10 protein-coding genes and 1 pseudogene are annotated in these 12,679 nt (G+C 72.8%); 5 read left to right on the top strand and 6 right to left on the bottom strand.

From position 1 onward, the window contains the following. Positions 1-46: 46 nt before the first annotated feature. Positions 47-2,335, bottom strand: a complete 2,289-nt coding sequence (gene glgX / locus FF36_RS20060) for a glycogen debranching protein GlgX (protein WP_044886703.1) — start codon at positions 2,333-2,335, stop codon at positions 47-49. A 325-nt stretch (positions 2,336-2,660) separates the two neighbouring features. Here glgX and FF36_RS20055 point away from each other — a divergent pair, with 325 nt between their 5' ends. Further along, positions 2,661-3,437: an enoyl-CoA hydratase/isomerase family protein gene (locus FF36_RS20055; protein ID WP_044886671.1), complete on the top strand. Its 777-nt coding sequence runs from the start codon at positions 2,661-2,663 to the stop codon at positions 3,435-3,437. A 5-nt stretch (positions 3,438-3,442) separates the two neighbouring features. Here the strand turns inward: FF36_RS20055 and FF36_RS20050 are convergent, their stop codons facing one another. Next, a complete protein-coding gene (locus FF36_RS20050) occupies positions 3,443-4,516 on the bottom strand; it encodes an endonuclease/exonuclease/phosphatase family protein (protein ID WP_044886670.1) in 1,074 nt (357 codons plus the stop codon). 165 nt (positions 4,517-4,681) lie between these two features. Continuing rightward, entirely contained in the window at positions 4,682-6,058 is a 1,377-nt protein-coding gene (locus tag FF36_RS20045) for an NsdA family TPR-like regulatory protein (RefSeq protein WP_044886669.1), read from the bottom strand. Between the two features lie 545 nt (positions 6,059-6,603). Between FF36_RS20045 and FF36_RS20040 the strand changes: the two genes are divergently transcribed. From FF36_RS20040 to FF36_RS20030, 4 genes and pseudogenes are all read left to right on the top strand, one after another. Continuing rightward, positions 6,604-7,389, top strand: a complete 786-nt coding sequence (locus tag FF36_RS20040) for an electron transfer flavoprotein subunit beta/FixA family protein (RefSeq protein WP_044886668.1) — start codon at positions 6,604-6,606, stop codon at positions 7,387-7,389. Between the two features lie 12 nt (positions 7,390-7,401). Further along, positions 7,402-7,735, top strand: a pseudogene (locus tag FF36_RS38535) (electron transfer flavoprotein subunit alpha/FixB family protein); the annotation flags it as partial. Position 7,736: 1 nt separating this feature from the next. Next, a partial coding sequence (locus FF36_RS20035) for an electron transfer flavoprotein subunit alpha/FixB family protein (protein WP_242422656.1) occupies positions 7,737-8,364 on the top strand: 628 nt, incomplete at its 5' end. An 88-nt stretch (positions 8,365-8,452) separates the two neighbouring features. Further along, a complete protein-coding gene (locus tag FF36_RS20030; RefSeq protein ID WP_082122078.1) occupies positions 8,453-9,580 on the top strand; it encodes an ROK family protein in 1,128 nt (375 codons plus the stop codon). A 112-nt stretch (positions 9,581-9,692) separates the two neighbouring features. Here the strand turns inward: FF36_RS20030 and FF36_RS20025 are convergent, their stop codons facing one another. The 3 genes from FF36_RS20025 to FF36_RS36420 all read right to left on the bottom strand — a co-directional run. Continuing rightward, on the bottom strand, positions 9,693-10,499 hold the full coding sequence (locus tag FF36_RS20025) for a mycofactocin-coupled SDR family oxidoreductase (RefSeq protein ID WP_044886666.1): 807 nt from the start codon (positions 10,497-10,499) through the stop codon (positions 9,693-9,695). Then, positions 10,496-11,230, bottom strand: coding sequence for a mycofactocin biosynthesis peptidyl-dipeptidase MftE (mftE, locus tag FF36_RS20020; RefSeq protein WP_044886701.1), 735 nt, complete (start codon positions 11,228-11,230; stop codon positions 10,496-10,498). Before mftE ends, FF36_RS20025 begins: the two co-directional genes overlap by 4 nt. Positions 11,231-12,421: 1,191 nt before the next feature. Further along, the coding region (locus FF36_RS36420; RefSeq protein WP_206778465.1) for a hypothetical protein at positions 12,422-12,679 on the bottom strand (258 nt) is incomplete at its 5' end.

The raw sequence follows: 12,679 nt of genomic DNA, 5'->3' as shown, positions 1-12,679 counted from the left end.
GCCGCCGGCTCGGCGGGCGCCAACCCTGATGGCCCCGGCTGGCTGATCAGGCCGGAGGATGCGCCCGCAGCAGCAGGACGCTGCGGGCGCGGACGGGCACGACGGCGCCGGGCAGCAGGGTCCGGCGAGGGTCGGCCAGGGTCGCCGGGAAACCCGCGAGATCCTCGTCTGCGGTGTCGAGCAGCAGGTCGTAGCGCTGCGCCCACGGCGCCGCGGGCAGGGTGATGGTGGTGTCCGCGCCATCGGGGTGGATCACGCCCAGCACGCCCGGCGCGCACCCACCATCGCGCCCTGCCTCCTCGGTGGCGTCCGAGGTGGCGCTCGAGGGGGCGCCCGCCCGTGCGCTCGAGGGGGCACCCGCGGCGATGTGGGCGACCAGCGTGACGACCTTCGGCGCGTTCCAGTCCGCCGTGGACATCACCTGCCCGTCGGCGCGGAACCAGGTGATGTCCGCGAGCCGGCCGGGGCCTGACTCGCCGCCGTGGAAGAACACCTCGCGGCGTAGCGCCGGCTCGAGGCGACGCAGCGAGATCAGGCCGCTGACCAGGCGTAGCAGCGCCGGGTCCGGCCCGGCGGGGTCGCGCCCACCGGCCCCGGCACCGGCTGCGGCACCGGCTCCGGCCCTGGGCCTGGGTTCGGAGCCCGGCCAGGCCAGCCAGGACACGGGGTTGTCCTGACAGTAGGCGTTGTTGTTGCCGCCCTGAGACCGGCCGAACTCGTCGCCGGCCAGCAGCATCGGCACCCCGGCCGACAACAGCAGCGTGGCCAGCAGTCCGCGGCGCACCCGGCGGCGGGTGGACAGGATCGTCGGGTCGTCGGTCGGGCCCTCCGCACCGTAGTTCGACGAGCGGTTGTCCGACTCCCCGTCCCGGTTGCCCTCGCCGTTGGCCTCGTTGTGCTTCTCCGCGTAGGAGACCAGGTCGGCCAGGGGGAAGCCGTCGTGGGCGGTGACGAAGTTCACCGACGCCCACGGCCGCCGCCCACCGTGCTCGAACAGGTCGGACGAGCCCGTCACCCGGTAGCCGAGGTCGGCGACCCCGCTGGTCCGCCCGTTCCACACGTCCCGCACCGTGTCGCGGTAGCGTCCGTTCCACTCCGCCCACGGCGCCGGAAACGAGCCGACCTGGTAGCCGCCCCAGCCGACGTCCCACGGTTCGGCGATCAGCTTCACCGACGACAGCAGCGGGTCGGCGTGGATCGCCGTCAGCAGGCCGGCGGTGGGATCGAAGGCGTCGGGGTTGCGGGCGAGCGCGGTGGCCAGGTCGAAGCGGAAGCCGTCGACGCCCATCTCGCTCACCCAGTAGCGCAGGGAGTCGCAGATCAGCTTCACCACGTGCGGCGACGTCATGTTCAGGGTGTTGCCGCAGCCGGTCACGTCGCGGTAGCGCCGCGGGTCCGTGGGTTCCACCCGGTAGTAGGTCGCGTTGTCCAGGCCGCGCAGGGACAGCGTCGGGCCGCGTTCGCTGCCCTCGGCGCTGTGGTTGTAGACGACGTCGAGGATCACCTCGATGCCGGCGGCATGCAGCGTCGCCACCATCGTCTGGAACTCGCCGATCGGGTCGCCGGTCGCCGCGTACGCGGCGTGCGGGGCGAAGAACCCCAGGGTGTTGTAACCCCAGTAGTTGATTCTCGAACGTTCGAGCAGTGCCGGCTCGGAGACCGAGGCCTGCACCGGCAGCAGCTCGAGTGCGGTGACGCCCACCCGGTGCAGGTGGTCGACCACGGCGGGGTGGGCCAGCCCCGCGTAGGTGCCGCGCAGCCGGGCCGGCAGGCCCGGATGAAGGCGGGTGAAGCCACGCACGTGCGCCTCGTACAGCACGGTCTGCGACCACGGGATCCCGGGTCTGTTGTCCGCCGGATGCCGCCCCCGGCCCCGGCGCCGAGTGCCGTCCCGGCGCGCGGGGCCGGCGACGACGCAGCGGGGCACGAAGGGGGCGGAGTCCCGTGCGTCCGGCTCGTAGCCGTAGGGATCGCCGCCACCGAATCCGTAGATCGCCGGATCCGGCCGCAGCGCCCCGGTCAGCAGCCGGGCGTACGGGTCGACCAGCAGCTTCGCCGGGTTGTAGCGCTGGCCCCGGCCCGGGTCGTAAGGGCCGTGCGCGCGCAGGCCGTAGCGTTGCCCCGGTCCGACGCCGGGCAGGTAGCCGTGCCACACCTCGCCGTCGCGCTCCGGCAGGCGGTGGCGGGACTCCCGGTCGGCGTCGTCGAACAGGCAGAACTCGACCGCCTCGGCGCCGGGGGCGGCGACGGCGATGTTGACCCCGGCGCCGTCCCAGATCACCCCGAGCGGGCTGGGTCGGCCCGGGCGCGGGTCGCCGCTCGAGCGGGGTGACACGTGGGATGCGCGGGTGCTGCCGCCTGCGTCGGACACCTCGGTGACGTTAACGGACGCCCCCGCCCCCGGTGGGCCGATCGGGCGCCTCCGTCCCACCCCGCCCCCGCCGCCGCGATCGCAGGAAGATCAGCGTCGGTCGGCCTATCGTGACCTCCGACCACCCACCGATCCGCGCGATCCGACCCGGGCGGCCGACGCGACCCACCCCTGGAGCGACCGACGCCCAGGCCGGGTGGCGAGCGGCCCTGGCCCGCGAACGCCGCGGCCGGCCGGGTGTCGCCATGCCCCGCCTGCCCGGGCGCGGGCCAGAGCGGGAGGACCCTGGATGAGCGTCGTGCGGCTCGAGGTCGACGGTGGGATCGGCACCATCCGGCTGGATCGGCCGCCGATGAACGCGCTGGACTCCGGCGTCGCCGCCGATCTGCGGGCGGCCGCCGTCGAGGCGACCCGCAACCCGGCGATCCGGGCGGTGGTCATCTACGGGGGCGAGAAGGTCTTCGCCGCCGGCGCGGACATCAAGCAGATGGCGCCGATGGGGTACGCGGAGGCGTCGGCCTGGGTCGGCGACCTCAACTCCACCTTCGAGGTGGTCGCCCGCATCCCGAAGCCGGTGGTCGCGGCGGTCACCGGCTACGCCCTCGGCGGCGGGCTGGAGCTCGCGCTGTGCGCCGACGTGCGGGTGTTCGCCGACAACGCGAAGGTCGGTCAGCCGGAGATCCTCCTCGGGGTGATCCCGGGGGCCGGTGGGACGCAGCGCCTGCCGCGGCTGATCGGCCCGGGGCGGGCCAAGGACCTCATCTTCAGCGGCCGGCAGGTGCGTGCCGACGAGGCCGCCGAGATCGGGCTGGCCGACGTCATCGTTCCCGCGGCCGAGGTCTACGACCGGGCCCGGGAGATCGCCGGGCGGTACACGGCCGGCCCCGCGATGGCGCTGGCGGCGGCGAAGCAGGCCGTCGACGACGGTTCGGAGCTCGCCCTCGCCGAGGCCCTGCGCCTGGAGGCCGCCCTGTTCGCCGGCCTGTTCGCCACCGAGGACCGCCGGATCGGCATGGAGTCCTTCCTCGCCCACGGCCCCGGCAAGGCCGAGTTCATCGGCCGCTGATTCCGCTACCGCATCGCCAGGTCGGCGATGACGGGGAAGTGATCACTGCCGAAGTCGTGGCCGACCTGGAAGCCGGTGACCGCGAAGGCGGGCGAGGCCAGCACGTGGTCGATGCGCAGCACCGGCGGCAGCAGCACCGAGCGGGCGCTCCACGTCGGCTCCCATCCGCCGCCGACGACGTCGTGCGCGTCGCGGACCCCGGCGCTGACGAGCCTGCGCAGCGGCCGGTGGTCGCGGGTGGCGTTGAAGTCGCCGGCCATGACCACCGGCAGGGTGGCGTGCTGGGCCTCGTGGCGCAGCGCGGTGAGCTGGGTGCGCCACCGGTCGGTGTACGAGCCGGACGTCGGCGAGATGGTGTGCACCGCGTACATCACGAAGCGGCGGTTCTCGTCGACCTCGACGGTGGCCCGCAGCGACATCGACCCGCCGATGACCGGGGCGGCGGCGTCGCGCAGCGGGAAGCGGGAGTAGATCGCCGCGCCGAACGCGCCGTCGGTCGGGTGCACCTCCCGGTAGGGGAAGCCGGCCAGGGCGCCGGAGGCGTTCACCCGGGCCAGCGTCAGCGGCGAGAGCTCGACGAGGATGAGTACGTCGGGGTTGGCCGAGCGGATCTGCGCGCCGAGCCGGTCGGCGTGGGCGTTGTGGTACAGCAGGTTCGCCGACATGATCCGCAACCTGGCCGACCCCTGAGGCGCATTCTCGGCGCCGCCCGGGAGCACCTCGGGCACCGACCAGAACAGGTGGACGGCGACCAGCACGACCGACAGGATCAGCAGAAGGTTGCGGCGCAGGGCGAAGGCCACGGCGAGCGTGGCGTAGGCCGGCAGGTAGAGCAGCGGGGTGACGGCGTTGATCGCCGAGTAGGGCCAGTCGAGGCCGTCGTCGAGGTGCACCAGCCGGCCGAGGGCGAGCAGGGCGAGGCCCGCGGCGACCACCCAGGCGATCACCGTGATGACGGTGCCGACCGAGACGGCCGGGCGGGCCCTGGGCTCTGGGGCGGCGACCGGGATGTCGCCCGGTCCGGTGTCGGTCTTGGCGTCCGGCGCCGTGCGGCCGGACTCCTGCGCGGATGTCACCATCCCAGAGTGCCCGGCGCGCCGGGGCATCCGAGCGGTGGGTGACCCGCGTGACCTGGCGGGGACCCCCGCGCGGCCCGGCGGGAGCGCCGGGCCGCCACGAGGCAGACCTCGGGAGTGCGTCACGTGGGGGAGGGATCACACCGAGTGGCCGCCTCCGTCGGGAGGTCAGGCGGCGGAGGCGGACTGGAGCAGTGGGCGGGCCTGTTCGCGCCACTCCCGCACCGCGACGGTCGGGTGCTTGCTGAGGGCCCCGTCCAGCTCGGCCAGTTTCCGCGCGATCCGTTGCGAGGAGACCTGCCCGGCGACGGAGACGGCCCGGTAGCCCGCCTCCAGGGCGCCTTCCAGCTCCGCTACCGGCCCGCTCAGGTACGCGAGTGCCAGGTCGGCCTCGGCGTAGCTGCGGGTGCGTGCGCGGGCCGCGCCCTGCAACGCGCGCGCCTCGACCAGCCTGTCCACCGCCTCGCGCGGCCGCTCCAGCAGCCGCAGGCAGTGACCGCGGCACTCGGCGGCGTCGCCGGCGTTGTAATGGCCGGCCCAGGACGGCCCGGCCCCGTCGTCGCGGGCGATCGCCTCGTCCATCTTGTCCAGGGCGCGCCGGCATCCGGCCTCGTCGCCGTTGCGCGCCAGCGCCCAGGCGTTCTTGTCGTACAGCATGGCGCGCACCGCGCTGGTGGAGTGCGTCAGCGACCGGCGCAGCGCGGCCCGGGCCAGCGCCAGGCTCTGGCGCGGATGGCCGAGCTGGGCGGCCTGGTCGCTCATGCCGGACAGGATCCGTCCGGCGAGCATGGCGTCGTCGGCATGCTCGGCGAGACTGAGGGCCTGGATGTAGTAGCGCTGGGCGAGCGCCTCGCGCCTGCTGTCCTGGGCGAGCCAGCCGCAGAACTGGGTCAGCTCCGCCAGGGCGCTGAACAGGTCCGGGTTGGGGCGGTTGTCGCGGGCGGCCCGGGTCTGGTCGTGCAGGAAGCTGACCGCCTGGGCGCGGATCTCGCTGCCGCCGAACTTGGCGTCGAGCGTGCGGAAGGTCTCGGTCACGTCGCGGATCAGCGCGCCGCCGCCCGCGGCCGGTGGCGGCGCGCCGACGATCCGGTCGACGACGCCGGTGAGGCTGGAGAGCACCGGCTCGGCGAAGGCGGACGCGATGAAGGCGGTTCCGTCCTGGAGAAGATCACGTCGCCGCATGTCTCTCCCCGATAGTCCGGCGAGGGTGCGCAGGGTCTCGACAGGTGCGTTCGCTCCGCTCAGCCCCAGGTCGTCGTGGCGGTAGGACTCCCCGCGCCAGCCGAGGTCGGCTGGCAGGACGGGGTAGCCCAGCGCGGCCGACATCTCGGCGGCCGCCAGCTCGGCGACCATCGGGTCGCGCGGGCGCATGCCCCGTCGCCAGTGACCGACCGTCGTCCTTGCCAGGCCCAGCTCGATCTGGCGCTGCTGGCGGGCGCGGGCGTTCACCTGACAGGCGAACCTGGTGTCCGATACCCCGGCCTCGCGCAGCAGACGCGCGAAGGGGGAGGTGGGTGCGGGATTTTCCGGCGGCGTATTCGACATCTGTCCCCCGTCGAAGTTAGGTCGGCCTAAGTTGGCGGCGGCCCGACCGCGCACACCGCCTGAGGCAGAAAGTAGTGGAACGGTCACTGTCAAGGGAAGAGGGTGTGCATAACCCGGCCGCAATGCACGCACGGCCGGGACCGATGCCTCTGGTGTCCTGTCGGCGGGCGGGGATGGCTTCGCGACAAGGCCACGGAGCGTGGATGTCCAGTCATCTGCTCATCCATGTGCATGGAACTTATGCACGTGCATGATGGGGTGGATTGGACAAATGCCCCGCAAAGCGATGTCGGCGGGGGAGACCTTGTCCTGCTCTGGGGGGAACTGGCCGGGCGTGATGCGCCCACCGCGGGGTATGGCTGCAGCGGGGCGCACGGACTAGTCTTGGTGACGGCGTGTAGTCGATCCCCGTCCCGAGCCGGCTGTCCAGGTCAGGGGCACAGTGCGGTCCGCGTCACGCCGCCGATCATCGGGCGTGTGAGCGCCCCAGATGCGACGATGTCAAGAGCACTGACATCGGATGTTGGCTACGGAGGCCCCAAGGCGTGAACATCGTCGTTACCGTCAAGCAGGTTCCCGATACCTGGGCGGAGAAGAAGCTCGACGCCGCGGACAAGACTGTCGACCGCAAGAGCGTCGACAACGTCATGAACGAGATGGACGAGTACGGGGTCGAAGAGGCCCTGAAGATCAAGGAAGCGCACGGGGGTGAGGTCACCGTCGTCACGATGGGGCCCGCCAAGGCGGTCGAGACGATCCGCAAGGCCCTGTCGATGGGCGCGGACAAGGCCGTTCACCTCACGGACGACTCGCTGCACGGGTCGGACGCGCTGGCGACCTCCGCGGCGCTCGCAAAGGTGATCTCGACGCTGTCCCCGGACATCGTCATCACCTCCTCCGAGGCCTCGGACGCCCGTGGCGGCGTCATCGGTGCCCTGCTGGCGGAGCGCCTCGGGCTACCCCAGCTCACCCAGGCCCGCAAGGTCACGGTGGACCCGGGCGCGAGCAAGGTGACGATCGAGCGGCTCGCCGACAACGGCTACGCCCTCGTCGAGGCGAGCCTGCCGGTGGTCGTCGGTGTCGTCGAGAAGATCAACCAGCCGCGTTACCCCTCGTTCAAGGGCATCATGGCGGCCAAGAAGAAGCCGCTGACGACGCTGTCCGCCGCTGACGCCGGGCTCGACGGCGCCGCGGTCGGCCTCGCGGGCGCCGCTTCGGCGGTCGTCACGTCGCAGCCCGCCCCGCCGCGTTCGAGCGGGACGATCGTCAAGGACGAGGGCGACGGCGGAACGAAGGTCGCGGAGTTCCTCGCCGCGCAGAAGCTCATCTGAGGGGTTTGTTCGATGGCTGAAGTTCTCGTACTCGTCGAGCACGCCGACGGTGAACCCAAGAAGGTCACCGCCGAGCTGCTGACGCTCGCCCGCACGCTCGGTGAGCCGTCCGCGGTCTTCCTCGGTGCCCCGGGCACCTACGCGAAGGCCAAGGAGTACCTCGCCCAGTACGGCGCCGCCAAGGTGTACGTCGCGGAGTCGGACGACATCGCGAGCTACGTCGGCGGACCGGCGGCGGAGGTGCTGGCCAAGCTGGTTGGCGAGGCGTCACCGGCGGCCGTGCTGGTCGCGGCCACCGCGGACTCCCGAGAGGTCGCGGCCCGGGTCGCGGCCAAGACCGAGTCCGNCCTGATCTGGGACGCCACCGCGCTGTCCGCGGACCTGGTCGCCACCCAGGGGATCTTCGGTGGTTCGACGATCGTGACCTCGAAGGTCACCAAGGGCGTCGCCGTGGTCGTCGTCCGGCCGAACTCCACGGCCCCCGAGGCCGCGCCGTCGACGCCGGCCGAGCAGACCGTGGATGTCGCGATCTCCGACGCCGCCAAGGGCGCGAAGATCGTCGACCGGGTGGTCGAGGCCAAGTCCGGCCGGCCGGACCTCACCGAGGCCCAGGTCGTCGTCTCCGGCGGCCGCGGTCTCGGCGCCGCCGAGCACTTCGCGCTGGTGGAGAAGCTGGCCGACACCCTCGGTGCGGCCGTCGGCGCTTCGCGTGCCGCGACCGACGCCGGCTGGTACCCGCACCAGAACCAGGTCGGCCAGACCGGCAAGACGGTGTCGCCGCAGCTCTACATCGCGGTCGGCATCTCCGGTGCCATCCAGCACCGGGCCGGGATGCAGACGTCCAAGACGATCGTCGCCGTCAACAAGGACCCCGAGGCGCCGATCTTCGAGTTCGCGGACTACGGGCTGGTCGGCGACCTTTTCAACGTCGTCCCGCAGCTCACCGAGGCGATCGAGAAGCGCAAGGCTGGCTGATCGGTTCCCCTGGACCGGCACGGCCGGGCCTCCACCCGTCCCCGACGAGGCTGGAGCCCGGCCGTTGTTGTCTCCGTATCCTGTCCGGATGTCGTCGCAGTCACAGTCGTCGCTGTCGTCGCAGTCGCTGTCGTCGCAGGCACAGGGCGCATTCCGGGTCGAACCATCCGCGACGGCGGCCGGGCTCGGGGCGCCGGGCCGCGCCGGCGGGCCCGCGCTCGCCGTCGACATCGGCGGCACCAAGATCGCGGCCGCGATCGTCGACGCGGACGGCACGATCGTCGCGACCGCCCGCCGACCCATGCCCGTGCCCGTTTACGTGCACCGGCCGGCCGAGGATCACCCGGGCGGGTGTACGCCCGGCCGCGGCGCGGGCGGGTCCGCCGAGGAGGTCTTCGGTGCGCTGCGGGACTGCATCGGCGCGGTGCTGGCGGCCGCAGAGGTCACGGCGGACGCGGTCGCCGGGGTCGGCTGCGGGTGCGCGGGCCCGATGCAATGGCCGGCGGGTGAGGTGTCGCCGCTGAACATCCCGTCCTGGCAGGCGTTCCCGCTGCGCCCCCGACTGCGCGAGCTGTTCCCCGGGCGGCCCGTGCTGGTCCACAACGACGGCGTCGCGCTCGTCGCCGGCGAGCACTGGGCCGGGGCGGGGCGGGGCGTGCGCAACCTGCTCGCGGTGACCGTCTCGACCGGCGTCGGCGGTGGGTTGGTGCTGGGTGACCGGCTGTTCCACGGCACCTCCGGCAACGCGGGCCATATCGGTCACGTCCCGGTGGACGTGGACGGACCGGACTGCCCGTGCGGCGGTCGCGGCTGCGTCGAGGCCCTCGCGTCCGGTCCGCGCACGGTGCACCGGGCGCGGGCGGCCGGGTGGACTCCCGCCGACGGCCAGCCGGCCGACGGCCACACCCTCGCCGCCGCGGCCGCGGCCGGTGACGAGATCGCCCGCCGGGAGCTTGCCCGGGCCGGGACTGCCGTCGGCGCGGGGCTCGCCGCCAGTGCCAGCCTGCTCGACCTCGAGGCGGCCGTCGTGGCCGGCGGATTCGCGCAGTCCGGCCCGATCTTCTGGGATGCCCTGCTCGCCGGCTTCGAGCGCCATGCCGGTCTGGCCTTCGTCCGGCGGATGCGCATCGGGCGCAGCGACGATCCGGCCCGTGTCGCGCTGCGGGGAGCCGCCGCCTTCGTCCTGGCGCCGGAACGCTACGGCTGGCCCGACTGACAGCCGTCTCGCCGCACCCCCGTCGCGCCGCTGCCCCCGTCGCGCTGTGCCCTCGTTGCGCTGTGCCCTCGTCATGGGGCGCCCCCGTCAGGCGGGGTGCCGGGCTGGGCGCTCAGCCGGTGAACCCGCCGTCCGCGGCCAGCACGGAACCGGTCATCCCGCTCGCCGCGGGTGAGCACAGGAAGGCCACCGCGGCGGCGACCTCCTCGGGTTGCAGCAGTCGGCGCAGGTAGGCATGGCTGGCGAACTCTCCCGGGTCGGGCAGGTCGTAGATCTTCGCCGACTCGGCCAGCATCGTGGTGTCCATCGAGCCGGGGCAGACGACGTTCGCCGTCACCGCCGTCCCGGCGAGGTCCGCGGCAAGGCTGCGCACGAGCCCGACGACGCCGTGTTTGCCGGCGGAGTAGGCGGCCAGGCGGGCCAGCGGCCGCGTTCCCGCCGCGGAGGCGATCGCGACGAACCGGCCGGCGGGCGCCTCGAGCAACGCCGGGACCGCCGCCCGGATGACGTGGAACACACCCGTGAGGTTCACGGCGAGCAGCGTCTGCCAGGAGTCGTCGTCGGTCTGCCAGATCGGGGGCCCGCCGGCGATGATGCCGGCGGCGGCGACGGCGGTGTCGAGCCGGCCGTAGCGCTCCCGGGCGACGGCGACGGCCGCGTCGACGTCGGCCTGCCGGCGGACGTCCACCCGGACCGCCACCGCGTCGCGGCAGCGGGCGGCGACGGCGTCGAGTTCTCGCCCGGTCGCGTAAGGGTAGCCCGCCGTCGGCGGCTCCGGCACCGCCAGATCGGCAAGGACGAGGCGGTATCCGGCCGCGTCGAGCGTTTCGGCGACCGCAGCCCCGAGACCGCGCGCCGCCCCGGTGATCAGCGCGACGGGGGCCGGCGACGAGGCCGGGCCGCCGCTGCCGCGCGTCACGCGGACCGATCCACGGTTCGCGCCGCGGGGGGTGTGAGGCCCTGGCGCCGCGTCCAGCCCAGCAGCCGTTCGACGGCGTCGTCGACGTAGGCGTCGAGCAGGCGGGCGCCCTCGGCCGCCGACGCGCCCCCCGGGTCGCCCAGCACCCCGGAGGGGCTGAGCGCGGCGACGCCGTGGGCGAGGAGGTCGTCGAGCGACGGGCTGGGCCCGGCCACGGCCAGGTCCAGCCGGACCAGGTCGGGGGCCAGATGTAACAGCAGCGAGGTCTCCGAGCGACCGGCGTGCAGGTCGCGGTTCGCCGCCGGCACGCCGACGGCCGCGGCCAGGGCCGCCGTCGGGGCCCACAGGTGCACCGGGCGACCCTCGTCGGCCAGGATCCGCCGGGCCGAGCAGAGGGCTGCGGTGTTCCCACCATGACCGTTGACCAGTACGACGGCGCGAGCCGTGTCGTCGACCGAGCGGACGAGCTCGACGACCACCCGCTCGAGCACCTGCGTGCCCAGCGAGACCGTGCCGGGGAACCCGGCGTGCTCGCCACTGGCTCCGTACGGCAACGCCGCCCCGACGAGCAGGGGCTCCAACCGCTGCGCGAGACCGTGGGCGACGGCGGACGCGACCCGGGTGTCGGTGTCGAGCGGGAGGTGCGGTCCATGCTGCTCGGTGCTGCCCAGTGGCAGCACCAGCAGCGGGCGGTCGTCTCCGAGCTCCCGCCAGGTGGCTCGGCCGAGCATCGACACCTCGTCACTCCTCTCCCGGACAACCGTGCTGGTCTCTTCGGACAACCGTGCTGGTCTCCCGGCCGCCCGTGCGGTGCCGGGCCGGCGCAGGCGCCCGGCAGGGGTTCCGTTGCGCGCGACGACCACGCTTCCGCCTCTCTGCGCGGACTGGCGCCGGCGGCATCCGGTCGGGACGCGGCCCTGCGCCGTCCCGCCGCGCTCCGGGCCGGGACTCGGCTGGACGCGCCGGCTGTCGCGGGGAGAATCCGGCCTGGCGGCCGTAGTGCCCGGCCTGCGACGCCGACGAGTGCGGCTCGGCCGGGCCTGGCCGACGCCGGAATCCGGGGCGATCGCGGCATGGCACCCGCGTCGGATCCATCCCAGCATGTCGGGGGACCCACGGTCGACCGGTGCGCCCGAGGTCGGCCTCGGGGTGCGACCGATCCACCGTCCGAGAGCCCGTCGTCCTCGTCCGGCGCTCGGTCGACCCGTCGGAGGCGAGGCCTGCGGCCTTATGGAACAGCCGCGGGTCGGCAGACCCGTACGCCGGCGGCTTCCCCGTTCACCCCCGGACGGGGTGCCGATCAGCCTCGGTCCGCGAAGGAAGGTTTGGGTGGCGTGGGTACCGGGCATCAACCCGGCAGAGCGCACCGAGGGCTTGGGCGGGCGGGCCGGGAACCGGGTCGAGGAGTCGGACGTTGACCTGGGCAGACGGCAACGGACTGTGGTTCGACGCCAGTCGGTGGGTGTCCAGCAGGGTCGGAACCACCCGAACGTCCCGGCCGTCGGACCGGGACGAGGGCTAACGCACCGTCCGTCGGCGGTGCCAGAAAGTTATGCCCTCGGGGTCGCCCACGGCGCCCCTCCTCGTGTATAGTTCTCCTTCGTCGCCCACCGAGCTCCGCAAAGAGCTCGATGTCGCGCAGGACCACATCTCCTCCGAGGGGGCACAGACCCCCCGAGGAAACGGGCCGCGGACGGTGCGATACGGTGTGAAAGTGGCAATCGCCGGCAGGTCGGTGCGAAAACATCGAAAGCCGGAGCGATTTGACACAATCCAGCCAAAGCTCGTAACCTAGAAACATCGCAGGAGCCAATCACCGTAGGGCGGATTGTCTCAGGCGCGCATGAAAGCAAAACCTGTTCGAAACGGTTCATCTCGCACAAAACGAAGCGATTTGACACCGAACGAAGAGGCCGAGTAAGTTAAAAAAGCACCAACGCGAACCCCGCAAGGGTAAGTGAGAAAAAGCAAGACCTGTTCGAAAAAGGTTCATCTCGCACAAAACAGAGCGATTTGACACCGAACGAAGAGGCGAGTAACTTAAAGAAGCACCAGAACGAAGCCCGCAAGGGCAAAGAGCTGGTAGCGCCTGCTCCTTGAGAACTCAACAGCGTGCCGATTGTCAGTGCCAATTGTTTTACCCCGTTCATGGCCTGGCTGGTTGTTCTTCGCGCATCGTT

This window comes from Frankia torreyi (genome assembly GCF_000948395.1).
Taxonomy (GTDB): domain Bacteria; phylum Actinomycetota; class Actinomycetes; order Frankiales; family Frankiaceae; genus Frankia; species Frankia torreyi.
This window is presented reverse-complemented; position numbering and strand designations above follow the sequence as displayed.